The organism is Pseudomonas sp. SW-3, from assembly GCF_016615645.1.
GTDB classification, from domain to species: Bacteria; Pseudomonadota; Gammaproteobacteria; order Pseudomonadales; family Pseudomonadaceae; genus Aquipseudomonas; species Aquipseudomonas mandelii.
Window position 1 is genome coordinate 3,724,571 of record NZ_CP067098.1, and the last position, 25,430, is coordinate 3,750,000.

Below are 25,430 nucleotides of genomic sequence, written 5' to 3' on the forward strand. Positions count from 1 at the left end.
GGCCGTCCTCTCGTGAGGTCCCCCCTCTGGGGGCCAACCAGAGGGGCATCTGGGCCATGACCGACGGTGCCGGCCATTCCACGATCGAAAACCCTGAACCGCCGAACGATGAGATGAGTCATGACAAGCGAGGCCGAGGTCTGCTAAAACGATTCATCAGTTCATCACCCAATCCAGACGGGGTAGCGACATGACCACAGCACATATCCTTGGCAACCTGTTTCCCGACTCAAGCGACATCCCGGAAAAATACCGCCTCGACGGTCAGACCGAGCAGCGTGAATACCTGGTCGACGGCGAACTGAAAACCTGGTCCGGCCCCCTCGCCCAAGTCCGCAGCCCGGTGTACCTGACCGGCGAAAATGGCGATGAACAAGTGATCCTCGGCAGCACGCCGCTGCTCGATGCAGAAACCGCATTGACCGCGCTCGACGCCGCCGTCCGCGCCTATGACCGGGGCCAGGGTTTGTGGCCGACCATGCGCGTGGCTGAACGCATCCAGCACGTCGAAACGTTTCTGGGTCGCATGCGCGAACAGCGTGAGGCGGTGGTCAAGCTGCTGATGTGGGAGATCGGCAAGAACCTCAAGGACTCGGAAAAAGAGTTCGACCGCACCTGCGATTACATCGTCGACACCATCAATGCCCTCAAGGAACTCGACCGTCGCTCCAGCCGCTTCGAGCTGGAACAGGACACCCTGGGGCAGATTCGCCGCGTACCGATGGGCGTCGCCTTGTGCATGGGGCCTTACAACTACCCGCTGAACGAAACCTTCACCACGCTGATTCCGGCGCTGATCATGGGCAACACTGTGGTGTTCAAACCGGCCAAGCTGGGTGTGCTTTTGATTCGGCCGCTGCTGGAAGCCTTTCGCGACAGTTTCCCGGCCGGGGTGATCAATGTGATCTACGGCAGCGGCCGCGAGACCGTCAGCGCACTGATGGCCAGCGGCAAGATCGATATCTTTGCGTTTATCGGCACCAATAAAGCCGCCAGCGACCTGAAAAAACTCCACCCCAAACCTCACCGCTTGCGCGCGGCACTGGGCCTGGACGCGAAGAACCCGGGCATCGTGTTGCCGGAGGTTGATCTGGACAACGCCGTCAACGAAGCGGTGACCGGCTCACTGTCGTTCAACGGTCAGCGTTGCACCGCCCTGAAAATCCTTTTCGTCCATGAAGACGTGGTCGAGTCGTTCATCGAGAAATTCAACGCCAAACTGGCCACTCTGAAACCGGGTATGCCATGGGAAAGTGGTGTTGCGCTGACGCCGCTGCCGGAAGCGAGTAAGGTCGATTACCTGCACTCGCTGGTCGCGGATGCAGTCAGCAAAGGCGCCACCGTAGTCAATCCAAATGGCGGTGAAGCGCGCGCGTCGTTCTTCTACCCGGCGGTGCTGTTCCCGGTGACGCCGCAGATGCGCGTCTACCAGGAAGAACAATTCGGCCCGGTGGTGCCGATCGTGCCTTACCGGCATCTCGATACGGTGATCGACTACGTCCTGGAATCGGACTTCGGCCAGCAGTTGAGTATCTTCGGCACCAACCCGGTGGCGGTCGGTCGGCTGGTGGACACCTTTGCCAACCAGGTCGGCCGGATCAACCTCAACGCCCAGTGCCAGCGCGGCCCGGACACCTACCCGTTCAACGGCCGCAAGAACTCCGCCGAAGGCACATTGTCGGTGCATGATGCGCTGCGGGTATTTTCGATCAGGACGCTGGTCGCGACCAAGTTCCAGGAAACCAACAAGGAACTCATCAGCGAGATCATCAGCGGACGCAGTTCGAGCTTCCTGACCACCGATTACATTTTCTGAGGACACCGAGCCTGAACACCTTCAGAGCCCATCGACTGCCACCGCTGCTGCGCCGGTTACTGCGTCCGTTGCTGGACCCGTATCGGCGCTATCGATACGCCAAGCTGATCCACGCGGTCCGCGTGTCGCTCGGCTTGTTGGCATCGATCATGCTGACCACTGGCATCAACCTGCCTCACGGTGAGTGGGCGTCGGTAACGATGCTGGTGGTGATCGGCGGTTTGCAGCACCACGGCAACATCGGCAAAAAAGCCGCCGAGCGTGCCATCGGTACGTTGATCGGCGCCGCTATCGGCCTGCTGCTGGTGGCGCAACAGGCCTGGCTCGGGATGCCTTGGCTGACCTACTTTGTGATGTCGGCGGTGTGCGGGTTTTTCTCGTATCACGCCATCGGCAAGGGCGGTTACACCGCGCTGCTGGCGGGGATCACGGTGTTTATTGTCGCCGGGCACGGCGACAACCTAATCTCCGACGGACTGTGGCGCGCAGTGGACATTCTGATTGGCGTGGCCCTGGCCCTGGCCTTTTCTTTCGCCCTGCCGTCGTATGCGGTTTTTTCCTGGCGCTATAACCTGGCCAATTCGCTGCGCGATTGTGCGACGGTTTACGGGCGCATCATCGATGGTCAGTCCGTCTCCGATGACGAGCACCTGAAGCTGATGAATCGCCTGAACGCGGTGATGGTGCAATTGCGTTCGCTGATGCCGTCGGTGTCCAAGGAAGTGAAGATTTCCATGACCGAACTCGATGCGATTCAGCGTCATTTGCGAATGTGCGTCAGCACCTTGGAAATTCTTGGTAACACCCGGCCGGACTCCAAGGATCGCGACGCCATGGCGCATCTGCAATCGAGTTTCAAAGCCGAACACCGGCAGATTCGCGTGCAGCTGATCGGCATGGCCCGGGCGCTGAAAACCGGCGCATCGCAGCGACTCAGTCGCCCCATCGATTTGCCGGTTGATTCAAGTCTTGAAACACCGGTCTACAACCCGCTGGACGGCCATCAATTATTGATACGCCAGTTCGCTTCGAACATCGGCGAGATGCGCCAACGACTGGCGAAGACCGCGCCGCGCTGGAACATCTGACGCCCGTCTTATTGTGTGACCGCCCGACGAAACTTCAAGCCCCAGCCCTGCTGCATGCCTGCGGCAGCCAGCAGAATCGCGGCAACACCAACCCACTGCAGCGGTTCGAGGCGATGACCGAAGGCAAACCAGTCAACGAAAATCGCCGCAATCGGGTAAATGAAAGACAACGCCCCGGTCAATGCCGTCGGCAGTTTTTGAATCGCGCCGTACAGCAGCACATACATCACGCCGGTGTGGACGATGCCCAGCGTCACCAGGCTGGCCCAGGCGCTGGGTGCTTGCGGCAACGCTGAAAAGTGCGCAAATGGCGCGAGCAGCAGCACCCCGGTGCTGACCTGGATCAGGGCAATCAAATGCGGTGGCGTGCCGGTCAGGTGTTTGATAATCAGGGCCGCGATCGCATACAGAAACGCCGCCCCCAAGGCCAGACCGATGCCCATCAGGTAATCGTCGCCACCTGCGCCCTGCTCGCCATGAGCGCTGACAATGGCCAGCATCCCGAGAAACGAAATGCCCAGCCAGAACAGTTTTTGCAGGGTGATCTTTTCGCCCAGAAACAACGCCGCCAACCCGACCAGCATGAACGGTTGAACGTTATAAACCGCCGTGCCAATGGCAATTGAGGCACGGGAATAAGAGGCGAACAACAACACCCAGTTGCCGACAATCGCGACCCCGCTGAGCACTGCCAGCAGGAAGGTTGTGCGGGTCAGAATGCCCGGACGCAGGAAGCCGAATGCCGCGCAGATCAACAACAGCGTGCCGGCGCCGAACACGCACCGCCAGAACACCACGTCCAGCACGGGCTGCCCGGACACCAGCACGAACCAACCGATGGTCCCGGAAATCAGCATGGCGGCGGTCATTTCGAATGAACCGCGACGTATGTTTTTGTCCATCATCAGACTCCTGTGATTGAGGCCAAATTATGCCAATCCGTCCAAGGGCATCTCCAGCGCAAAAAGCAGGCTAAACTCGGTTTTTGCCTTTTTTATCAAGGCGTATTCAGTCAACGGCCTAACAGGGGACTTGCCATGACCGACGACATCGACCAAGTGCTCATCACCGCATTAATGGACGACTCACGCCGCTCGCTCAAGGCGCTGGCGCAGATCAGCGGCCTGTCCTCGCCCAGCGTTGCCGAGCGTTTGCGGCGACTCGAAGAGCGTGGTGTGCTTAAAGGTTACACCGTCGAAATCGACCCCAAGTGCTTTGGTTATCAACTCCAGGCCATCGTGCGGATCCGCCCGTTGCCGGGCCAGTTGCAGGAAGTCGAACGGCAGATTCAGGCCATCCCGGAATTCACCGAGTGCGACAAAGTCACCGGCGATGACTGCTTCATCGCGCGCCTGCATGTGCGCTCGATGGAGCAACTGGACACCCTGCTCGATCGCCTCAACACGCACGCGGAGACCAACACCGCCATCGTCAAGAAGACCCCGGTCAAACGCCGCTTGCCACCGATGGCGTGAGTGCGGTTTTGATTGGAAACGCGTAAATTGACCGCTTTCCGGCTAAGGATTGGCGGTATGAAAATTCAGGTGGTTTTACTCGCGACGTTGTTGCTCGCCGGCTGCGGCACGGTTCAAACAGTTGTGCGCGGGGATGAAGTGGCTTCGAAGAGTCTCAAGGAGTACAAAAGTTACTGCGGTGCCGTTCCCCGTATCTACAGCGGCGTGACTTACGATTTCTGCATGCTCTATGCTCCCCTGCAAAAAGGACGGGATGCACAGGTGCATGACAGTGCTCCGGCCATTGTCCTCATCGACGCAGTCATTTCCGGCGCCCTCGATACGTTGCTCCTGCCCTATACCATCTACCGCCAGCAGGCCGATGGCAGCATTATCATCACGGAATGAGCCCGAATTCCGGGCGATAAAAAACCCGCCTGAGCGGGTTTTTTACTTAGAGCCTGCGATTAATCATCGCGGCTCATGATGCCGAACAGCTGCAACAAGCTGACGAACAGGTTGTAGATCGATACATACAGGCTGATGGTCGCCATGATGTAGTTACGCTCGCCGCCGTGAATGATGGCGCTGGTCTGGAACAGAATGCAGACCGAGGAGAACAGCACGAAACCTGCGCTGATCGCCAGTTGCAGACCGCTGATCTGGAAGAAGAAGCTCGCCAGCGTCGCACCCAGCAGTACAAAGAAGCCTGCGGTGATGAAACCACCGAGGAAACTCATGTCCTTGCGGGTGATCAGCACGTAAGCCGACAGACCACCGAACACCAACGCCGTCATCGCGAATGCCGAACTGACAACTTCAGCGCCGCCCTGCATGCCCAGGTAGCGGTTGAGGATCGGGCCAAGCAGAAAACCCATGAAACCGGTCAGGGCAAATGCCGACACCAGGCCCCAGGCCGAGTCACGGAGTTTGTTGGTGAGGAAGAAAAGCCCGTAAAAGCCGATCAGCACCACAAAAATATTCGGGTAGCCGACACGCATCTGCTGAGCAACGAACGCCATCACGCCGCTGAATGCGAGGGTGAGAGCGAGCAAGCCGTATGTGTTGCGCAGGACGCGGCTAACCTCTAGCTGCTCAACCTGCACGCTGTTATTAACTGCGTAATCCTGTTCGCGCATGGCGACACTCCTGTTGGTTTGAAACGTTCAGTCGCAAAGATCATAACAGACGCTCTGTAACAAGCCATGCAGAGAGTTTGACAGTGTGTTTCATTCAGGTATTATGGCGCCCGCAACGCAAACGGAGGTGTGGCCGAGTGGTTTAAGGCAACGGTCTTGAAAACCGTCGACTGTAACAGGTCCATGAGTTCGAATCCCATCGCCTCCGCCATATTTGATACGACAAAGCCCTGATTATTCAGGGCTTTTTCGTTTCTGGGGTTTGGGAATTTTGCTCCTTCCTCTCTGGACCATATCCGCATCTTTTCGTCAGTTTCCGCAACCTTGCCCAAGCACCATTGAATCCAACTCCAAATTTGCGCACGGCCTAAAACGCCTTAACCTGCAATTGTCGTCAATGCGGGGGGAACGAACTCTACCGCTGGCGCACATCGCCTCACCTCCCGCGTTACTGCGGAAGACTCGGCGTGCACCAGCACTGCACGCTACAAGGTGTAGGAAATGCCAACTTGCACTGTTCGCGGCGCCCCCGGATAGGCATAGACGTTACCGAATGCGCCTTCTTCATAGTCACGATCAAACAGGTTTTTCACGTCAAGATTGAGCCGCACCTTGTCATTGATCTTGTAGAAGCTGAGCAAATCGACAACGGTGTAGCTGCCCATCGAAAACGCGGTGTTGGCGGTTTGTCCGGCGCGCTCGTCGACGTACTTGAGCCCGGTACCCAAGCCCAACCCCTTGAGGGTGCCATCCTGGAACTCATACATATTCAACAGGCTGAAGCTGTTTTTCGGGATGTTCAGCAGGCGCGTGCCAGAGCGCAGCACGTTGTCTTTGGTCACTTCGGCATCGACATAGGCGTAGCCGCCAATCACGCGCCATTCGGGCGTGAGGTTGCCGGCAACGTTGAGGTCGAAACCACGGCTGCGCACCTCGCCGGCCGCAACGCTGAAGGTCGAATCAACAGGGTCGGTGGTCAACACGTTACGTTTTTCGATCTGATAGATCGCCGCGTCAACACTCAACTGCTGATCCAGCGCCTCCCACTTGATACCCATTTCGTAAGACTTGCCCTTCTCCGGCGCAAACCCGCCGCCCTCGCGGCTCGCGCCGGTGTTGGGCTTAAAGGAGCGCGCAGTGTCGGCATAGACCGCCAATGTCTCGGTCAGGTCGTAGGTCACGCCGATGCGCGGGGTCACCGCGTTGTCACTGGCCTGCCAACTCTTGCCGCCCGGCACGAAGGTTTCGTAGTCATGTTCGAAACGTTCGAAACGCGCCCCGGCCAGCACCTTCAATTTGTCGGTCAATGCCACCTGATCCTGCACGAACGCTGCATACGTCTTGAGGTTTTCCTTGTCATGAGTCGGCGTGCGAGTCAGCGCCGGACGCGGCTGGCCGTACACCGGGTCGAAGATGTCGATCGGGTACGCGCCGACCGCACCGCTGGAGCGTTGAATAATCGACTTGTAGTCGTAATCTTCGTACTCGATACCGGTGAGCAACGTGTGCTGCAAACCAGCGGTATCGAAATGGCCGGTCAGATTGAGTTGGGTATCCTTATCGGTCCACTCCAGCTTGCGATAGTTGAAGTTGCGCCCCAGGGTGCGGCCGTCAGCGGCAATACCGTTGGCCTCGACCGCGTTGCCCTTGAGCGATCCGTCGAGCCACTGGAAACCGCCCCCCAGCGTCCAGTCGTCATTGAGCATGTGCTCGAAACGCAATTGAGCCATGTTGTTGTCGTTGTGCAATTTGCCAACGTCTTTTTCGCCGAAAAAGCTGTCGCGGGAGGCGGTGCCAATCTGTTTGGCGTAACGCGTAACGCCTCGATCCAGAGGCGCGTTGTTGCGCATGAAGTCGCCTTCGAAAATGAGCTTGGTCGCATCGGTTGCCTGCCACGTCAGCACAGGAGTGATACCGTAGCGTTCGGTTTCGACGTGATCGCGGAAGGTGTCGCCGCCCTCGCCCACTACGTTCAGTCGATAGGCCAGGCGCCCTTCTTCGTCGAGCGGGCCGGAAGCGTCCAGCGTGCCGCGTTTCATGCCCTGATCGTTGAGTTGACTGCCCAGGGTGACGGTGCGCTCGGGCAACGGCTGTTTGGAAACCACGTTGAAGGTGCCGCCAGGATCACCCCGGCCGTAGAGCATGGTGGCCGGGCCGCGCAGCACTTCGAGTCGCTCGATGGTGTTGGCATCCGGCATGTTCGGATAGCCACGGTTGATCGGAAAACCGTTGCGATAAAACTCGCCAGTGGTGAAGCCTCGAACGGTAAACGTGGTCAGGCCCTGCCCACCGAAATTGTTCGCCCGCCCCACGCCCCCGGCGTAGTCCAGCGCTTCCTGCAAACGGGTGGCGCCCAGATCCTCGACTGCATCCTTCGAGACCACACTGATCGATTGCGGGGTTTCATGGATCGACGTGTCGGTACGCGTGGCGCTGGCCGAGCGCGTTGCCCGATAACCCTGAACCGGGCCGTCCGCCCTCTCGTAATTCGCAGTACCGATAACATCGGTTGCGTCCAGCTCAAGCGTTGAGGGAGCTACATCCGTTTGTTCAGCCCATGAGGAAGACGACAACGCTTGCAGTACACAAATGGAAAACAGGGTTCGACGCATGGAGAGGAAAACCTTAACGAATAGGCCAATACAGAGGGTGCAACCGCCAAAAACCAAGCGAGCATGCTATATAAAACCATTCGCAATTAACACTAGTTCCCATTCACACACAAAAAATAGTTACCGAACAACTCATCACGTCATTCGGACAATTGCCGTTTGTGGCTTGGGTTTGCCGTGAGGTGCGCCGACACTGATGCGGCCCTCGACGCGGTCAAGGACGTCTGACTCAACATGGCCCCGGCGGGCTCGGTCAGCGGCCGGGGCTTTCTCGTCAATGAGCGTGGAAGGTCTTGCGGTGAGTCATGAACGCCGAGAGCGCCCTGCCCGACTCGGGGTTGTAGCGCTTAAGCGCCTTCGCCACATAACCGAGCCCTGTCTGGTCGGCGTAGTAGGTCAACCCGCCCTTGTAACGCGGGAAGCCGTAGCCATGAACCCATACCAGATCGATATCAGCAGGGTGCTCCACAATATCGTTGTCGAGCAACCAGGCAGCCTCGTTGATCATCGCAAACAGGCAGCGTTCTTCGATTTCCTGATCAGAGATGCTACGGGGCGCAATATTCCATTGCTGGCGATGCTGCTCCAACAATTGCGCCAGCCATGAATCCGGCACAGCCTGGCGGCTGCCCGGCGTATAGCAATAAAACCCAAGCCCGGTTTTTTGCCCATGCCGCCCTGCCGCATACAATTTATCGACCCAATCGCAACGTTGCTCACGCTCGCTCAGCTGCAACAGACGCCCCTGGCGGTTGCGCCAGGCGACATCCACACCGGCCATATCACGCAGTTCAAAGGGGCCAATGGGGAAGCCAAACGCACGCATCACCCGGTCGACATGCGGCTGATATTTAAACCCCTCATCGCTGGCAACCAGTGCGGTCGCAAGAACAGAAACGTTTTACGTATCGATCGGGTACGTAACGCGAAAGCGTTGATCTTTTAAAGGGTGACGCTGCCGGATAGCATCCACATCGAACCCCATACTTCATTCAGCCAATCTCTCTCGAACCATCTCAAAAAAGGTCGTCAGGATGCGCCGGGAACTCTGTGCGCGCAGGCAAACCAGTGTCTCGGTGAAGCGTCGCTGACTATCGACGATTGGCAACCCGCGAAGCCGCGAGTCGAAGCCAAGCTCGGTCGCCGAGACAACACCTACGCCCATACCTATCGCCACGGCTTCGCACGCGGCTTCACGGCCTTCCACTTCGATCGCCTTGCGGATGCGCAAGCCCGCGGTTGCCATCTCTTCCTCCAGGCACAGGCGCGTCACTGAGCCTTTTTCGCGCAGGACCAGCGGCGTGTCGTGCAGATCGCCAAGGCTGATGGATTCGCGTTGCGCCCAGGGATGGTCAAGCGCGACGAACGCGAGCATCGGATCGCTACGCAGGGGCAGCGACAGCAGTCGGTCGTCTTCGATATTGCGCCCCAGCAGAGCAATGTCGGCCTGATGGCCGAACAACCGCTGCAACACTTCATCGGTATTGGCGGTTTCAATCTTCACATCGATACCGGGATAACGACTGCAAAAGCGTGCGACATAGGGCAGCACATGCACCGGCGCATCCACGGCGAGGTTCAAGGTTCCCGTGGACAGGGTGCGGTAGTCCATCAGCATGTCGTGGGCATCGACACTGATATCAAACAAGCGCCGGGTCAGGCCGAACAACCGCTCGCCCACTTCAGTCAGGCGTACCAGACGCTTGTCGCGGTAGAACACCATCACCCCGTAGTAATCCTCAAGCTTGCGAACCTGGTCGGACACCGCCGGTTGAGACAGGCAGAGCTGCTCTGCCGCGCGGGTAAAACTTCCGTTGATAGCGACAGCGTGGAACGCCTTGAGTTGAGTATGGGAAATCGTCATCGGGGAAGCCTCAGCATAGGTTCAGCTTATTCATGCATACGTTAAATCGATTTTATTTATAAACGATGAACTGCAAGCATGGTTTTCACAAGCCCCGACCAGTGTTCGAACACTGCGCCCTCCTATCAACCTGGGAATGCTTAATGGACATCGAACGTTTCACAGCCCTAAAGCGCCGCTCGGACATGGTCCGGTACGACAACCACCTCTACATCGGAGGCCAGGTTGCCACCGACCTCAGGGGCGATATCGAGGAACAGACCCACGAGGTGCTCGCCGGTATCGAGCAGCTATTGCTCAGTGCCGGCAGCAGCCGCAAGCAGGTGCTTTCGGTGCGTATCCTGCTCGCCCATCGCGAGGACTATGCAGGGCTCAACAAAGTCTGGGACGCGTTCTTTCCCGAAGGCCATGCCCCCACACGAGCTTGCACCCTGGCGGATTTGATCGACCCCGGTTGGCGCGTGGAAATGATCGTGGTCGCCGCGTGCGGCTGATTGCTTCCTGAAACCCTGCCCTCAAACCGCTCCAACGGAGATGACCTCATGCGCCCCTACTGGCTCGATCAGGCCCTGAAAACTCAACCCGACTCGCCCTGCCCGCCGCTGCGGCAGAACACCCGCGCCGATGTCTGCATTGTCGGTGGTGGTTACACCGGTTTGTGGACCGCGATCATGCTCAAAGAACAGAATCCCGAGCTGGACGTGGTCATCGTCGAAGCCGACATCTGCGGTGCCGGTGCCAGTGGGCGCAACGGCGGCTGCGCACTGTCCTGGTCGGCCAAGTACTTCACCCTGGAACGCTTGTTCGGCGTCGAGGAGGCAATACGCCTGGTCAAGGAATCGGAGCAGAGCATTTACGCCATCGGCAGCTTTTGCGAGAAGTACGCGGTTGATGCCGATTACCGTCTCGATGGCACGCTTTACACGGCGACTAACCGCGCTCAGGTCGGTTCGACCGACGGGGTGATCGCCGCGCTGGAGCGCAATGGCATCAACTCTTTCTCCAAATGCGCGCTAGCTGACGTACAGCGTATGGCGGGTTCAACCCGACACGTGGAAGGCTGGTTCTCGCCTGCGGCAGCCAGTGTGCAACCGGGCAAGCTGGTGCGTGGTCTGCGTCGAGTCGCAATGGAGTTGGGTGTGCGCATCTACGAAGGCTCGCCGATGACCGGTTTGGAAGAGGGGCTGCCCACCATCGTCAACACGCCGAACGGGAAAGTGACCTGCGATCGTGTCGTGTTGGCGATGAACGCCTGGATGGCCCGTGCTTTTCCACAGTTCTCGCGGTCGGTAGCCATCGTCTCCAGCGACATGATTATTACTGAGCCACGACCTGACCTGCTCGAGCGCATAGGCCTGACCAGCGGGGTCACCGTGCTCGACTCACGTATCTTCGTGCATTACTACCACAACACTCCGGACGGCCGGATCATGCTCGGCAAAGGTGGCAATACCTTCGCTTACGGCGGGCGCATCCTGCCCGTATTCGACCAGCCTTCGCCCTACAAAGGATTGTTGCGCAACACCCTTGCGGAGTTCTTCCCGGACTTTGCCAATGTCGGCATCGCCGCCACCTGGAATGGCCCGTCCGATCGCTCCGTCACCGGGCTACCGTTCTTCGGTCGCATGGGCGCTAGCGGCAACATCTTTTATGGCTTCGGCTATTCCGGCAGCGGCGTCGGCCCGTGTCATATGGGAGGGAAAATCCTCTCATCGCTGGTGTTGGGGATGGACAACCCATGGACACGCTCGCCGCTGGTGCAAGGTCCACTCGGCCATTTCCCACCGGAGCCGATCCGTTACCTGGGCTCGCTGATGGTGCGCAACGCCATTCGCCGCAAGGAGCATGCCGAGGACCACAACCTGCGCCCCCGTCGACTGGATGTGCGTCTGGCGAAATTCGCCGCGGCGGCTGGCAAGTCAGACAAGGGCTAACGCCTCCATCACGCAGCGAAAACATTACGCTTGCCACTAAAAACCGCCTGGCCATTGGCCGGGCGGTTTTTTTGTTTACAACACAGATGCGTCGCGTCGCCCAGTGGCCTTGATCGCCCAGGGCGCGGCGATCTGAACCCGATAACCATGGAATCGCGATAATAGAGCGCGAGATCCAACATGCTCACTTATAAGCTCAGCTTGTTATTGACATGTGATAAATCGATTTCAGTTATTTCTAGGCGAGTGTTTTTATTGGCCCATGCATCACTCCTTACAAAAACAACACCGCCGGAGAAGATCATGACCAAAGCTGAATTCCCGATCACACAAGCGCTGGCTACTCCAGCCTTGGGTGAACCTTACCTGCTGACGCCAGGCCCGTTGACCACGTCCAAAGCCACCAAGGAAGCGATGCTGCGCGACTGGGGTTCATGGGATGTTTCCTTCAATCAAGTCACTGCTGAAGTTCGCCAGAACTTGCTCAGCATGGCAGGCATAAAGGACGACAGCTTCGTCTGCGTGCCTTTGCAAGGCAGCGGCAGCTATTCGGTGGAGGCTGCTTTAGCCACTGCCATCCCTCGAGACGGTAAAGCGCTTGTATTAATGAATGGCGCCTATGGCCAACGCGCCACCAAGACCTTGGAGTATCTGGGTCGCGCGTTTATCACCCTGGACAAAGGGGATTACTTGCCGCCCCAGCCCGAGGAAGTGGACGCCCTGCTCAGGGATAACCCGGACGTCACCAACGTCTTCCTCGTCCATTGCGAAACCAGCTCCGGCATTCTCAATCCGCTGCGCCAAATTGCCGATGTGGTTAAAGCGCATGGCAAGAGCCTGATCATCGATGCGATGAGCTCCTTCGGAGCTGTGCCATTGACGGTCGATGAAATACCTTTCGACGTGGTGGTGTCTTCTGCCAACAAATGCATCGAGGGTATTCCGGGGTTCGGTTTCGTTATCATCCGTCGCTCCGTGATCGAGGCCGCCAAAGGCCGCGCCAATTCACTCAGCCTCGACCTTTACGAGCAGTGGGTTTACATGGAGCGCACTGGCCAATGGCGTTTCACGCCACCGACCCACAGTGTGGTAGCGTTCCATAAAGCCTTGGAGCAACACACTGCCGAAGGCGGCGTGCATGGCCGGTTGGCGCGCTACACCCGCAATCGCGATGTACTCGTCACCGGCATGCGCGAACTTGGCTTTAGAACATTGCTTGAGGACCGTTGGCTGTCGCCAATCATCACCACGTTCTTCAGTCCAGAACATCCAAATTTTGAGTTCAAACGGTTCTACGATGAACTCAAAGCCCGTCAGTTCATCATCTACCCCGGCAAACTGACGGTAGCCGAAAGTTTCCGTATTGGCTGTATCGGCCAGATCGACGAATACATCGTCCACCAGTTGCTGCGCGCCATCGCCGACAGTCTTGTAGCGATGAACGTCGACATGCAACAGCCGACAGGCTGACCGCCCCTTTAAAGGTTCTTGTCAATTCGAGCACAGGTGCAATGGGTAGCACCTTTGGACAGGGATCTTTTTTTAAAACATGGATCCGGTGACTTATCGCTAGGCAATGCCGAGCAGCAGTCAGTGACCGTGGCAATTTAAAACTTAAAGCCTGATGCCATTCACTGCCATCTAATCGATGTCGTGTGCGTGGACAGATTTTCTGTACCGAAAACAAAAACAATTACTTTGCGCTGTCTGGCACCACATACGGGATCAGAACACCATGAACAAGAATGCTACAAGTCCTCTCGCAACCGGCTGGAAATCGCTCCAGCGTTGGCGCGTGCAAATTTTCCTCATCACCTGGGTGGCCTATGCCGCCTTCTACTTTACCCGCAAGGCGTTTTCTGTCGCCAAACTGGGTATTGGCGAAGACCCGAACTTCATCCTCGAAAAGTCCATGATGGCCAATCTGGATGCCCTCTACCTTACCGCGTATGCAGTCGGACAGTTTCTTTGGGGCAACTTCTCTGACCGCTTCGGCCCGAGGGTCGTGGTACTTAGCGGGCTCGTCATTTCCGCGTTAGCTGCGCTACTTATGGGCACTTACGCCACCTTACCGATTTTCGCCTCCTGCATGTTAATCCAGGGCCTTGCTCAGTCCACCGGTTGGTCTGGCCTATGCAAGAACGTCGGTAGTTTTTTCAGCACTGGCGAACGCGGCCGCGTACTGGGTTACTGGAGCACCTGCTACGCCTTCGGGGGTCTGGTAGCAACACCGTTTGCCGGTTGGTGGGCTTATAACCAGTACCATGACTGGCGCATAGCGTTCATCAGCAGCGCGGTGGTGGTACTGGTTGTAGCGGTATTGTTCTTTTTCCTGCAGCGCAACCAGCCAGAAGATGTCGGCCTGCCTCCCGTCGAGATCGAAATAGAACCCGTCAGCAAGGTCGCAGTTCCGCGCGAAAGTATGTGGGCTGGCTTGCGCACGGTGATGAAAAATCGAACTGTGCTGGTGCTTGGCCTCGCGTATTTCATGCTCAAGCCAGCGCGCTACGCGATCCTCCTGTGGGGGCCAGTCATTATCTACGAACGGATGCCCGAGATTGGCAAAGTGGCATCCGCAATCGTTCCAACGGCTTTTGAACTAGCGGGTCTGGCAGGTCCGATCCTCATCGGTATCGCATCAGACAAGTACTTCGGTGCTCGTCGTATGCCGGCCTGTGTCCTTAGCCTGGTTCTTCTCACCATTTGCCTTGCGCTGTTCGTCCCCGCCATGCAGAGCGGAAGTCTTTACATGGTGGTTGGCCTGCTATTCATGATGGGCCTGACACTCTACGGGCCGGATTCGATGATGAGCGGCTCGGCTGCCATTGATTTCGGCAGTAAGGACGGTGCGGCCTCCGCCGCAGGTTTCGTCAACGGTTGCGGTTCGATAGGGGCGGTCCTCGGCGGCCTGTTACCCGGATATTTCGACACCACCACCATATTCCTGGTGTTCACCGTCGCGGCGCTGCTGGCCAGCTTGATGTTGATTCCATTTTGGAACAGTCGCCCGAAAACGGTGGAAAGCAAGGAGCTGGCCTCAACTCCGGTGCAACCGGTCATTGTCGGCACCAACTCCTGAACCCGAATCACTCACTCACCCATTACTGGAGCAATCATCATGGACTACAAACAACCTTCCCAACTGCAAGCTGTGGTTCTGGACTGGGCGGGCACCGTCGTTGATTTCGGTTCTTTCGCACCGACCCAGATTTTCGTCGAAGCCTTTGCCGAGTTCGGCGTTGCGGTTTCCCTGCAAGAAGCTCGCGGACCGATGGGCATGGGCAAGTGGGACCACATCCGCACGCTGTGCAACGAGCCACAGATTGCCGACCGCTACCATGCCGCCTTCGGTCGGTTGCCAACCGATGATGATGTCACCGCCCTCTACGAACGCTTCATGCCGCTGCAGATCGAAAAGATCGCGCTGCACTCGGCGCTGATTCCTGGTGCGCTCGACACCATCAACGGCTTGCGCGACAAGGGCCTGAAAATCGGTTCCTGCTCAGGCTACCCGGCTGTGGTCATGGAGAAAGTCGTAGAGCTGGCGCGTAAGAACGGTTATGTCACCGACCACGTGGTGGCGACTGACGAAGTGCCCAATGGACGTCCGCACCCTGCTCAAGCCTTGGCCAACGTGATTGCGCTGGGGATTAGCGACGTCGCCGCGTGCGTAAAGGTCGATGACACCTGGCCCGGCATTCTGGAAGGTCGTAGTGCGGGCATGTGGACCGTGGCGCTGACCTGCTCCGGCAATGCATTGGGCCTGACCTATGAAGAGTTCAAGGATTTATCCCTGGAGGAATTGGCCGAGGAACGCGCGCGCATCGTCAAGATGTTCGAAGGTTCCCGCCCGCACTACCTGATCGACACCATCGTTGATTTGCCGGCGGTCATCGAAGACATCAATGCCCGTCTGGCACGTGGCGAAACCCCTCAGGGCTCTTGAGCCTGTAGCGCTTGTGCAACTGATAGTGGCCGTCCCAAGGATGGCCACAACCAAAAACTACAAGAGAACGCCATCATGAACTACGCCCACCCTGGTACTCCCGGTGCCATTGTTTCCTTCAAGTCCCGTTACGGTAACTACATCGGCGGCGAGTTCGTCGCGCCTGTCAAAGGCCAGTACTTCACCAATACCTCGCCCGTGAATGGCCAACCGATTGCCGAATTCCCGCGCTCCACGGCCGAAGACATCGACAAAGCCCTGGACGCCGCCCACGCCGCTGCCGATGCCTGGGGCGCCACGTCCGCCCAGGCGCGCTCGCTGGTGCTGCTGAAAATCGCCGACCGCATTGAACAGAACCTGGAAATCCTGGCAATCACCGAATCCTGGGACAACGGCAAAGCCGTGCGTGAAACCCTCAACGCCGACATCCCGCTGGCCGCCGACCATTTCCGCTACTTCGCCGGTTGCATCCGCGCCCAGGAAGGCAGCGCCGCCGAGATCGATGGCAACACCGTGGCCTATCACATCCACGAACCGCTGGGCGTGGTCGGGCAAATCATCCCATGGAACTTCCCGATCCTGATGGCCGCCTGGAAACTCGCCCCGGCCCTGGCCGCCGGTAACTGCGTGGTGCTCAAGCCTGCCGAGCAAACCCCGCTGGGCATCACCGTGCTGATGGAGCTGATCGGCGACCTGCTGCCGCCCGGCGTGCTGAACGTCGTTCAAGGCTTCGGCAAAGAAGCCGGCGAAGCCCTGGCCACCAGCAAACGCATCGCCAAGATCGCCTTCACCGGCTCGACCCCGGTCGGCTCGCACATCATGAAATGCGCCGCCGAAAACATCATTCCGTCCACCGTGGAGCTGGGTGGCAAGTCGCCGAACATCTTCTTCGAAGACATCATGAAGGCCGAACCTTCCTTCATCGAAAAAGCCGCTGAAGGCCTGGTGCTGGCGTTCTTCAACCAGGGCGAAGTCTGCACCTGCCCTTCCCGCGCGCTGGTGCAGGAGTCGATCTACGACGACTTCATGAAAGTCGTGATGAAGAAAGTTCTGTCGATCAAACGTGGCGACCCGCTGGACACCGACACCATGGTTGGCGCCCAGGCGTCCGAGCAGCAATTCGACAAAATCCTGTCGTACCTGGAAATCGCCAAGGGCGAAGGCGCCGAGCTGCTGACCGGCGGCAAGGTGGAAAAACTCGAGGGCAACCTGGCGACCGGGTATTACATCCAGCCCACCCTGCTCAAGGGCACCAACAAAATGCGCGTGTTCCAGGAAGAAATCTTTGGCCCGGTGGTGAGCATCACCACCTTCAAGGACGAAGCCGAAGCCCTGGCCATCGCCAACGACACCGAGTTCGGCCTGGGTGCCGGCCTCTGGACCCGCGACATCAACCGCGCCTACCGCATGGGCCGCGCCATCAAGGCCGGTCGTGTGTGGACCAACTGCTACCACCTGTACCCGGCGCATGCCGCGTTCGGTGGTTACAAGAAGTCCGGCGTCGGCCGTGAAACCCACAAGATGATGCTCGATCACTATCAGCAGACCAAAAACCTGCTGGTGAGCTACGACATCAATCCGTTGGGCTTCTTCTAAAAATCGGCGGCGATACAGGTAATCCTGTGTCGCCCTTTCCAATAGCTTTCGCGAGCAGGCTCGCTCCCACATTTGAAATGCGTGCCCGCTGTGGGAGCCGGCTTGCTCGCGAAGGCGCCCTCGATAATCTGACATTCAAGGACTGGATGCCCTGCTCCCCTTGATCGATCCTTTGGAGTCCTCGATGAAAATCCGTTACAAGGTGAGCCTTGTGGCTGCTTGTGTGCTGTTCGTGACAACCAGTCTTCTGTCGCTAGTTCAGGTAGAGCAGATACGTACGATTTTGCGTCATCAGGTCGAGGCGAGCATCTCCGAATCGAGCAATGCTGTGGCACGTCAGATCGAAAACTGGCTGAACGGCAAACTGCGTCTGATGGATTTGGCGTCCCAAGCGATCGACCGCCAGTACAGTGCGCAAGCGACCCAACGAATCATCGATTCGCCCATTTTGAAAGATGAATTCAAGCTGGTATTCGGCGCCCTTGAGTCTGATGGAAAACCCATCAAGAACACTGCCTCCTGGAATCCAAAACCTGATTATGACGGTCGCACCCGCCCTTGGTACGCAACCGGAAAAGCCGGTAGCCAGGCCGTTTTAACCGAGCCTTACAAGGACTCCACCACGGGTGAAATTCTGATCTCGGCAGTCGCGCGGATCAGCGACGCCGGTCAATTGCTCGGAGTATTTGGTGGTGACATCCGCCTGACTACGGTTGCCGATGCCATCAATACACTGGATTTCGGTGGGGCCGGTTATGCGTTCCTGCTGAGTAAAAGTGGCAACATTATTTCCCATCCGGACGCCGAGCTGAACGGCAAGCCCTACAACCAGCTTTTCGCAGGCAGCGTTCTGCCTCTCGACAGTCAGCTTCAGCAGGTCAGCAGCGGTGGAAAGTCTCTCCTGGTGTCCTTCATTCCGCTCTCCGGTCTCAAGGGCATGGATTGGTATATCGGTGTGGTGCTGGATCAGGACATCGTTATGGCCGCAGCCCACATCCTGAGCTGGCGTGCCGTCATCGGTACCGGCCTGGGCGTGCTGATTAGCCTGTTGGTGCTGGGCCTGCTGGTAAGGCGGCTACTGCGACCCCTGGATCAACTCAAGGATTCGTTGGCAGACATCAATCGCGGAGAAGGCGACCTGACCCGCCAACTACCCGTGGTCGGCAATGATGAAATTGCGTTGGTCGCCGGGGAGTTCAACCAGTTCCTGCAGAACCTGAAAGCGCTCATTGGCGATGTGAAAAACAGCTCGCAACGCGTTCGTGAGAGCACCACAGCGACGTCATGCGAAGCGGACCAGGCAGCCAACCGTGTACAAGTTCAATTACAAGAACTGGATCAATTGGCCACCGCCATGACCGAGATGGCATCGACAGCCGAAGATGTCGCCCGTAACGCCCAAACCGCTGCCGAAGCGGCAATCGCTGCTAACGAGGAAACAGCGGACGGGGTTGCTCTGGTTTCCAGATCTACGGGGGCCATCAAGCGTTTGGCTGAAGAGATGGACGCCACAGGTCATGCGATCAATGAGTTGTCCACGCTCAGTCAAAGCATTGAGTCCATTGTGGCGGTTATCACCAGCATCGCCGACCAGACCAACCTTCTTGCACTCAATGCGGCCATCGAGGCGGCACGTGCCGGCGAATCGGGACGCGGATTTGCTGTGGTGGCTGATGAGGTGCGCTCACTGGCCTCGCGAACCCAGCAATCCACGCAGGAAATACGCGAGATGATCGACCAGTTGCAGACAGGCGTGAAACACGCCCAAGTGCAAATGCAGCAAAGCCGCGATACGGCCAGCAAGACTGCCGGGGATGCCAACGCAGCCAATGACACCCTGAAGCGCATACGTGAGGCCATTTATCGTATCAATGACATGAACCTGCAGATCGCCGCGGCGGCTGAAGAACAAAGCGCCACGACCGAAGAAATCAATCGCAACACGACCAATATCCGCGATATCAGTCTTGAGGTATCCGGCAGTGCGGACAAACAGGTTCGTCAATGTTCAGTGATGGTGGACCACGTCGGCCAGCAGGACAAACTGCTCAGTCGTTTCAGGATTTGAGTTTCGCAATTGCCTGAGTGCTCAGGCTGCAAACAGTGACAAATCACAAACAACTATTCCACCGAGGTAAGAAAGATGAGTGCGGCTTCTCTGTATCCCGTTCGTCCCGAGGTTCTGGCCAATACGCTGACTGACGAGGCAACCTACAAAGCCATGTACCAGCAGTCGGTCGTCAACCCGGACGGCTTCTGGCGCGAGCAAGCCAAGCGCCTCGACTGGATCAAGCCTTTCACCACGGTGAAGCAGACCTCCTTCGACGATCACCATGTCGACATCAAATGGTTCGCCGACGGCACCCTCAACGTTTCCTACAACTGCCTCGACCGTCATCTGGCCGAGCGCGGCGATCAAGTCGCGATCATTTGGGAAGGGGATGACCCGGCCGAAAGCCGCAACATCACCTACCGCGAGCTGCACGAACAAGTCTGCAAGTTCGCCAACGCCTTGCGCGGCCAGGATGTGCACCGCGGCGACGTGGTGACTATCTATATGCCGATGATCCCCGAAGCCGTGGTCGCCATGCTGGCCTGCACCCGGATCGGCGCGATTCACTCGGTGGTGTTCGGTGGTTTCTCGCCGGAAGCCCTGGCCGGTCGCATCATCGACTGCAAATCCAAAGTGGTCATCACCGCTGACGAAGGCATTCGTGCCGGCAAGAAGATCCCGCTCAAGTCCAACGTCGATGACGCGCTGACCAACCCGGAAACCAGCAGCATCCAGAAGGTCATCGTGTGCAAGCGCACCGGTGGCAACATCAAGTGGAACCAGCATCGCGACATCTGGTACGAAGACCTGATGAAAGTGGCGGGCAGTGTCTGCGCGCCGAAAGAGATGGGCGCTGAAGAAGCGCTGTTCATCCTTTACACCTCCGGTTCGACTGGCAAGCCGAAGGGCGTGCAGCACACCACCGGCGGTTACCTGCTATACGCCGCCATGACCCACGAGCGCGTGTTCGACTACCGCCCGGGCGAAATCTACTGGTGCACCGCCGACGTCGGCTGGGTCACTGGCCACAGCTATATCGTCTATGGCCCATTGGCCAACGGCGCAACCACGCTGCTGTTCGAAGGCGTGCCGAACTATCCGGACATCACCCGGGTGGCGAAGATCGTCGACAAGCACAAGGTCAACATCCTCTACACCGCGCCGACCGCAATCCGCGCGATGATGGCGTCGGGTCAAGCCGCTGTTGAAGGTGCTGATGGCAGCAGTTTGCGCCTACTCGGTTCGGTGGGTGAGCCGATCAACCCGGAAGCCTGGGACTGGTACTACAAGAATGTGGGCAAGTCCCGTTGCCCGATCGTCGACACCTGGTGGCAGACCGAAACCGGCGGCAACATGATGAGCCCGCTGCCGGGCGCTCACGCCCTCAAGCCGGGTTCGGCGGCACGTCCGTTCTTCGGTGTGGTGCCAGCGTTGGTCGACAACCTGGGCAACATCATCGAAGGCGTGGCCGAGGGCAACCTGGTGATTCTCGATTCGTGGCCAGGCCAGGCGCGCACGCTGTACGGCGACCATGACCGCTTCGTCGAAACCTACTTCAAGACCTTCCGTGGCATGTACTTCACCGGTGACGGCGCACGTCGCGATGAAGACGGTTACTACTGGATCACCGGGCGTGTGGACGACGTACTCAACGTGTCCGGCCACCGCATGGGTACTGCCGAGATCGAAAGCGCGATGGTTGCGCACCCGAAAGTTGCCGAAGCGGCCGTGGTCGGTGTGCCGCACGACATCAAGGGGCAGGGTATTTATGTCTACGTCACGTTGATCGCGGGTGAAGAGCCGAGCGAGCAACTGCGTCTGGAACTGAAAAACTGGGTGCGTAAAGAGATCGGTCCGATTGCTTCGCCGGACGTGATCCAGTGGGCACCGGGGCTGCCGAAAACCCGTTCGGGCAAGATCATGCGCCGGATCCTGCGCAAGATTGCGACCGCCGAATACGATGGGTTGGGTGATATCTCCACCCTGGCGGATCCGGGTGTGGTGCAGCATTTGATTGATGAGCACATATCAATAAACGTGGCCTAACAGCTATCCATAGTCCCTGGCAGCAGATATTCGTTCATTCCGTTGTTCAGGATGAATGAGGCTCGCTGGGGACATCGAATGTTTCTTGGTAGTCCATATACGGAGTTTCAAAAAGCACGTTTTCCTGCGGACAAAACAAAAACCCTACCTGCATACGCAGATAGGGGTTTCGGAATTTAATCTTGACGATGACCTACTCTCACATGGGGAAACCCCACACTACCATCGGCGATGCATCGTTTCACTGCTGAGTTCGGGATGGGATCAGGTGGTTCCAATGCTCTATGGTCGTCAAGAAATTCGGTAGCCAGGTCGCTTGCCTTACGGCGCACGCTCCAGCGAATGGGTATGTGATAGATCTCGGTGTTTGTGAACAATCGAACTTTCGGTTCATTTCGTCTTCACACACCGCAATCTGGTGCCTTTTCAGGTCAGCAAATTGCTTGGGTGTTATATGGTCAAGCCTCACGGGCAATTAGTATTGGTTAGCTCAACGCCTCACAGCGCTTACACACCCAACCTATCAACGTCGTAGTCTTCGACGGCCCTTCAGGGGACTCAAGGTCCCAGTGAGATCTCATCTTGAGGCTAGTTTCCCGCTTAGATGCTTTCAGCGGTTATCTATTCCGAACATAGCTACCCGGCAATGCCACTGGCGTGACAACCGGAACACCAGAGGTTCGTCCACTCCGGTCCTCTCGTACTAGGAGCAGCCCCTCTCAAATCTCAAACGTCCACGGCAGATAGGGACCGAACTGTCTCACGACGTTCTAAACCCAGCTCGCGTACCACTTTAAATGGCGAACAGCCATACCCTTGGGACCGGCTTCAGCCCCAGGATGTGATGAGCCGACATCGAGGTGCCAAACACCGCCGTCGATATGAACTCTTGGGCGGTATCAGCCTGTTATCCCCGGAGTACCTTTTATCCGTTGAGCGATGGCCCTTCCATACAGAACCACCGGATCACTAAGACCTACTTTCGTACCTGCTCGACGTGTCTGTCTCGCAGTCAAGCGCGCTTTTGCCTTTATACTCTACGACCGATTTCCGACCGGTCTGAGCGCACCTTCGTACTCCTCCGTTACTCTTTAGGAGGAGACCGCCCCAGTCAAACTACCCACCATACACTGTCCTCGATCCGGATAACGGACCTGAGTTAGAACCTCAAAGTTGCCAGGGTGGTATTTCAAGGTTGGCTCCACGCGAACTGGCGTCCACGCTTCAAAGCCTCCCACCTATCCTACACAAGCAAATTCAAAGTCCAGTGCAAAGCTATAGTAAAGGTTCACGGGGTCTTTCCGTCTAGCCGCGGATACACTGCATCTTCACAGCGATTTCAATTTCACTGAGTCTCGGGTGGAGACAGCGCCGCCATCGTTACGCCATTCGTGCAGGTCGGAACTTACCCGACAAGGAATTTCGCTACCTTAGGACCGTTATAGTTACGGCCGCCGTTTACCGGGGCTTCGATCAAGAGCTTCGCGTTAGCTAACCCCATCAATTAACCTTCCGGCACCGGGCAGGCGTCACACCCTATACGTCCACTTTCGTGTTTGCAGAGTGCTGTGTTTTTAATAAACAGTCGCAGCGGCCTGGTATCTTCGACCGGCATGGGCTTACGCAGTAAATGCTTCACCCTCACCGGCGCACCTTCTCCCGAAGTTACGGTGCCATTTTGCCTAGTTCCTTCACCCGAGTTCTCTCAAGCGCCTTGGTATTCTCTACCCAACCACCTGTGTCGGTTTGGGGTACGGTTCCTGGTTACCTGAAGCTTAGAAGCTTTTCTTGGAAGCATGGCATCAACCACTTCGTGTTCTAAAAGAACACTCGTCATCAGCTCTCGGCCTTAGAATCCCGGATTTACCTAAGATTCCAGCCTACCACCTTAAACTTGGACAACCAACGCCAAGCTGGCCTAGCCTTCTCCGTCCCTCCATCGCAATAACCAGAAGTACAGGAATATTAACCTGTTTTCCATCGACTACGCTTTTCAGCCTCGCCTTAGGGACCGACTAACCCTGCGTCGATTAACGTTGCGCAGGAAACCTTGGTCTTTCGGCGTGGGTGTTTTTCACACCCATTGTCGTTACTCATGTCAGCATTCGCACTTCTGATACCTCCAGCAAGCTTCTCAACTCACCTTCACAGGCTTACAGAACGCTCCTCTACCGCATCACCTAAGTGATACCCGTAGCTTCGGTGTATGGTTTGAGCCCCGTTACATCTTCCGCGCAGGCCGACTCGACTAGTGAGCTATTACGCTTTCTTTAAAGGGTGGCTGCTTCTAAGCCAACCTCCTAGCTGTCTAAGCCTTCCCACATCGTTTCCCACTTAACCATAACTTTGGGACCTTAGCTGACGGTCTGGGTTGTTTCCCTTTTCACGACGGACGTTAGCACCCGCCGTGTGTCTCCCATGCTCGGCACTTGTAGGTATTCGGAGTTTGCATCGGTTTGGTAAGTCGGGATGACCCCCTAGCCGAAACAGTGCTCTACCCCCTACAGTGATACATGAGGCGCTACCTAAATAGCTTTCGAGGAGAACCAGCTATCTCCGAGCTTGATTAGCCTTTCACTCCGATCCACAGGTCATCCGCTAACTTTTCAACGGTAGTCGGTTCGGTCCTCCAGTTAGTGTTACCCAACCTTCAACCTGCCCATGGATAGATCGCCCGGTTTCGGGTCTATTCCCAGCGACTAGACGCCCTATTAAGACTCGCTTTCGCTACGCCTCCCCTATTCGGTTAAGCTCGCCACTGAAAATAAGTCGCTGACCCATTATACAAAAGGTACGCAGTCACCCAACAAAGTGGGCTCCCACTGCTTGTACGCATACGGTTTCAGGATCTATTTCACTCCCCTCTCCGGGGTTCTTTTCGCCTTTCCCTCACGGTACTAGTTCACTATCGGTCAGTCAGTAGTATTTAGCCTTGGAGGATGGTCCCCCCATATTCAGACAAAGTTTCTCGTGCTCCGTCCTACTCGATTTCATGACTAAGAGATTTTCGCGTACAGGGCTATCACCCACTATGGCCGCACTTTCCAGAGCGTTCCGCTAATCTCAAAGCCACTTAAGGGCTAGTCCCCGTTCGCTCGCCACTACTAAGGGAATCTCGGTTGATTTCTTTTCCTCAGGGTACTTAGATGTTTCAGTTCCCCTGGTTCGCCTCTTAAGCCTATGTATTCAGCTTAAGATAACCATCTTATGATGGCTGGGTTCCCCCATTCAGACATCTCCGGATCAAAGTCTGTTTGCCGACTCCCCGAAGCTTTTCGCAGGCTACCACGTCTTTCATCGCCTCTGACTGCCAAGGCATCCACCGTATGCGCTTCTTCACTTGACCATATAACCCCAAGCAATCTGGTTATACTGTGAAGACGACATTCGCCGAAAATTCGATAATACTCAATTAAGAGCAACTCACAAATTTTACCTTAGCCTGATCCGTTACCAGTGAAAGTAACGTTCAGCCTATCTTTCTATCACATACCCAAATTTTTAAAGAACGATCTAATCAAAGACTAGAAATCAATATTCACACCGGAATATTCATTTCTAAACTCTAACGACAGCCGCCACCGTGCAGGCTGGCTTATCGTCTTCTTCAATGAATCAAGCAATTCGTGTGGGAACTTATGGAGCAGCTGATGTCGTCGATTAAGGAGGTGATCCAGCCGCAGGTTCCCCTACGGCTACCTTGTTACGACTTCACCCCAGTCATGAATCACACCGTGGTAACCGTCCCCCCGAAGGTTAGACTAGCTACTTCTGGTGCAACCCACTCCCATGGTGTGACGGGCGGTGTGTACAAGGCCCGGGAACGTATTCACCGCGACATTCTGATTCGCGATTACTAGCGATTCCGACTTCACGCAGTCG

Annotated in this window: 17 protein-coding genes, 1 tRNA gene, 3 rRNA genes and 1 pseudogene (1 of these 22 cut by a window edge); 14 read left to right on the forward strand and 8 right to left on the reverse strand. The window is 57.0% G+C overall.

Annotated features, from left to right (window positions below; all coding sequences use genetic code 11):
- Window positions 1–190: 190 nt before the first annotated feature.
- On the forward strand, window positions 191–1,816 hold the full coding sequence (locus JIO00_RS16550) for an NADP-dependent glyceraldehyde-3-phosphate dehydrogenase (protein WP_010461018.1): 1,626 nt from the start codon (window positions 191–193) through the stop codon (window positions 1,814–1,816).
- A 68-nt stretch (window positions 1,817–1,884) separates the two neighbouring features.
- Entirely contained in the window at window positions 1,885–2,904 is a 1,020-nt protein-coding gene (locus tag JIO00_RS16555) for an FUSC family protein (protein WP_200666333.1), read from the forward strand.
- Between the two features lie 8 nt (window positions 2,905–2,912).
- Here the strand turns inward: JIO00_RS16555 and JIO00_RS16560 are convergent, their stop codons facing one another.
- Window positions 2,913–3,806: a DMT family transporter gene (locus tag JIO00_RS16560; protein WP_200666335.1), complete on the reverse strand. Its 894-nt coding sequence runs from the start codon at window positions 3,804–3,806 to the stop codon at window positions 2,913–2,915.
- Window positions 3,807–3,941: 135 nt separating this feature from the next.
- Between JIO00_RS16560 and JIO00_RS16565 the strand changes: the two genes are divergently transcribed.
- Both JIO00_RS16565 and JIO00_RS16570 read left to right on the forward strand, forming a co-directional pair.
- Window positions 3,942–4,379: an Lrp/AsnC family transcriptional regulator gene (locus JIO00_RS16565; RefSeq protein WP_010461024.1), complete on the forward strand. Its 438-nt coding sequence runs from the start codon at window positions 3,942–3,944 to the stop codon at window positions 4,377–4,379.
- A 57-nt stretch (window positions 4,380–4,436) separates the two neighbouring features.
- Complete coding sequence (locus JIO00_RS16570; protein ID WP_010461025.1) at window positions 4,437–4,766, forward strand: YceK/YidQ family lipoprotein; 330 nt, start codon at window positions 4,437–4,439, stop codon at window positions 4,764–4,766.
- A 59-nt stretch (window positions 4,767–4,825) separates the two neighbouring features.
- Here the strand turns inward: JIO00_RS16570 and JIO00_RS16575 are convergent, their stop codons facing one another.
- Window positions 4,826–5,497, reverse strand: a complete 672-nt coding sequence (locus JIO00_RS16575) for a Bax inhibitor-1/YccA family protein (RefSeq protein ID WP_010461027.1) — start codon at window positions 5,495–5,497, stop codon at window positions 4,826–4,828.
- A gap of 123 nt (window positions 5,498–5,620) precedes the next feature.
- Here JIO00_RS16575 and JIO00_RS16580 point away from each other — a divergent pair.
- Window positions 5,621–5,708 (forward strand) — tRNA-Ser (locus JIO00_RS16580).
- A gap of 274 nt (window positions 5,709–5,982) precedes the next feature.
- Here JIO00_RS16580 and JIO00_RS16585 read toward each other — a convergent pair.
- The 3 genes from JIO00_RS16585 to JIO00_RS16595 form a co-directional block, all read right to left on the reverse strand.
- Window positions 5,983–8,109 carry a TonB-dependent siderophore receptor gene (locus JIO00_RS16585; RefSeq protein WP_154914076.1) on the reverse strand — a complete coding sequence of 709 codons (2,127 nt, stop codon included), beginning with the start codon at window positions 8,107–8,109 and terminating at the stop codon, window positions 5,983–5,985.
- 274 nt (window positions 8,110–8,383) lie between these two features.
- Window positions 8,384–8,935, reverse strand: coding sequence for a 3-hydroxyacyl-CoA dehydrogenase family protein (locus JIO00_RS16590; RefSeq protein ID WP_234452892.1), 552 nt, complete (start codon window positions 8,933–8,935; stop codon window positions 8,384–8,386).
- Between the two features lie 162 nt (window positions 8,936–9,097).
- Window positions 9,098–9,973 carry a LysR substrate-binding domain-containing protein gene (locus JIO00_RS16595; protein ID WP_154914074.1) on the reverse strand — a complete coding sequence of 292 codons (876 nt, stop codon included), beginning with the start codon at window positions 9,971–9,973 and terminating at the stop codon, window positions 9,098–9,100.
- Window positions 9,974–10,116: 143 nt separating this feature from the next.
- On the opposite strand from JIO00_RS16595, the gene JIO00_RS16600 reads away from it, so the two are divergent.
- The 9 genes and pseudogenes from JIO00_RS16600 (at window position 10,117) to acs (ending at window position 21,548) form a co-directional block, all read left to right on the forward strand.
- Window positions 10,117–10,467, forward strand: coding sequence for a RidA family protein (locus JIO00_RS16600; RefSeq protein ID WP_010461060.1), 351 nt, complete (start codon window positions 10,117–10,119; stop codon window positions 10,465–10,467).
- Between the two features lie 48 nt (window positions 10,468–10,515).
- Entirely contained in the window at window positions 10,516–11,907 is a 1,392-nt protein-coding gene (locus JIO00_RS16605) for an FAD-dependent oxidoreductase (RefSeq protein WP_083376545.1), read from the forward strand.
- A gap of 303 nt (window positions 11,908–12,210) precedes the next feature.
- A complete protein-coding gene (locus JIO00_RS16610; RefSeq protein WP_200668646.1) occupies window positions 12,211–13,377 on the forward strand; it encodes a 2-aminoethylphosphonate--pyruvate transaminase in 1,167 nt (388 codons plus the stop codon).
- Between the two features lie 265 nt (window positions 13,378–13,642).
- On the forward strand, window positions 13,643–14,986 hold the full coding sequence (locus tag JIO00_RS16615) for an MFS transporter (protein ID WP_010461067.1): 1,344 nt from the start codon (window positions 13,643–13,645) through the stop codon (window positions 14,984–14,986).
- 39 nt (window positions 14,987–15,025) lie between these two features.
- The gene (gene phnX / locus JIO00_RS16620; RefSeq protein WP_010461068.1) at window positions 15,026–15,853 is read left to right on the forward strand and encodes a phosphonoacetaldehyde hydrolase; all 828 of its coding nucleotides are present in this window, start codon (window positions 15,026–15,028) and stop codon (window positions 15,851–15,853) included.
- Window positions 15,854–15,928: 75 nt separating this feature from the next.
- A complete protein-coding gene (gene exaC / locus JIO00_RS16625; protein ID WP_200666337.1) occupies window positions 15,929–17,449 on the forward strand; it encodes an acetaldehyde dehydrogenase ExaC in 1,521 nt (506 codons plus the stop codon).
- Between the two features lie 184 nt (window positions 17,450–17,633).
- A pseudogene (locus JIO00_RS30180) lies at window positions 17,634–18,659 on the forward strand (HAMP domain-containing protein); the annotation flags it as partial.
- Between the two features lie 27 nt (window positions 18,660–18,686).
- Window positions 18,687–19,517, forward strand: coding sequence for a methyl-accepting chemotaxis protein (locus tag JIO00_RS30185; protein ID WP_370655172.1), 831 nt, complete (start codon window positions 18,687–18,689; stop codon window positions 19,515–19,517).
- Between the two features lie 75 nt (window positions 19,518–19,592).
- Window positions 19,593–21,548, forward strand: coding sequence for an acetate--CoA ligase (gene acs / locus JIO00_RS16635; RefSeq protein WP_200666341.1), 1,956 nt, complete (start codon window positions 19,593–19,595; stop codon window positions 21,546–21,548).
- A gap of 180 nt (window positions 21,549–21,728) precedes the next feature.
- Here acs and rrf read toward each other — a convergent pair.
- The 3 genes from rrf to JIO00_RS16650 form a co-directional block, all read right to left on the reverse strand.
- Window positions 21,729–21,844, reverse strand: a 5S ribosomal RNA gene (gene rrf, locus JIO00_RS16640).
- A 158-nt stretch (window positions 21,845–22,002) separates the two neighbouring features.
- Window positions 22,003–24,894, reverse strand: a 23S ribosomal RNA gene (locus JIO00_RS16645).
- 315 nt (window positions 24,895–25,209) lie between these two features.
- Window positions 25,210–25,430, reverse strand: a 16S ribosomal RNA gene (locus tag JIO00_RS16650); it runs 1,318 nt beyond the window's last position.
- Together the 16S, 23S and 5S rRNA genes form the textbook arrangement of a ribosomal RNA operon.

Bases quoted from the DNA above. Each gene is read 5' to 3' on its own strand.
- JIO00_RS16550 (WP_010461018.1), top strand. From the start codon at position 191: ATGACCACAGCACATATCCTTGGCAACCTGTTTCCCGACTCAAGCGAC.
- JIO00_RS16560 (WP_200666335.1), bottom strand. From the start codon at position 3,806: ATGGACAAAAACATACGTCGCGGTTCATTCGAAATGACCGCCGCCATG.
- JIO00_RS16565 (WP_010461024.1), top strand. From the start codon at position 3,942: ATGACCGACGACATCGACCAAGTGCTCATCACCGCATTAATGGACGAC.
- JIO00_RS16570 (WP_010461025.1), top strand. From the start codon at position 4,437: ATGAAAATTCAGGTGGTTTTACTCGCGACGTTGTTGCTCGCCGGCTGC.
- JIO00_RS16575 (WP_010461027.1), bottom strand. From the start codon at position 5,497: ATGCGCGAACAGGATTACGCAGTTAATAACAGCGTGCAGGTTGAGCAG.
- JIO00_RS16585 (WP_154914076.1), bottom strand. From the start codon at position 8,109: ATGCGTCGAACCCTGTTTTCCATTTGTGTACTGCAAGCGTTGTCGTCT.
- JIO00_RS16590 (WP_234452892.1), bottom strand. From the start codon at position 8,935: ATGCGTGCGTTTGGCTTCCCCATTGGCCCCTTTGAACTGCGTGATATG.
- JIO00_RS16595 (WP_154914074.1), bottom strand. From the start codon at position 9,973: ATGACGATTTCCCATACTCAACTCAAGGCGTTCCACGCTGTCGCTATC.
- JIO00_RS16600 (WP_010461060.1), top strand. From the start codon at position 10,117: ATGGACATCGAACGTTTCACAGCCCTAAAGCGCCGCTCGGACATGGTC.
- JIO00_RS16605 (WP_083376545.1), top strand. From the start codon at position 10,516: ATGCGCCCCTACTGGCTCGATCAGGCCCTGAAAACTCAACCCGACTCG.
- JIO00_RS16610 (WP_200668646.1), top strand. From the start codon at position 12,211: ATGACCAAAGCTGAATTCCCGATCACACAAGCGCTGGCTACTCCAGCC.
- JIO00_RS16615 (WP_010461067.1), top strand. From the start codon at position 13,643: ATGAACAAGAATGCTACAAGTCCTCTCGCAACCGGCTGGAAATCGCTC.
- phnX (WP_010461068.1), top strand. From the start codon at position 15,026: ATGGACTACAAACAACCTTCCCAACTGCAAGCTGTGGTTCTGGACTGG.
- exaC (WP_200666337.1), top strand. From the start codon at position 15,929: ATGAACTACGCCCACCCTGGTACTCCCGGTGCCATTGTTTCCTTCAAG.
- acs (WP_200666341.1), top strand. From the start codon at position 19,593: ATGAGTGCGGCTTCTCTGTATCCCGTTCGTCCCGAGGTTCTGGCCAAT.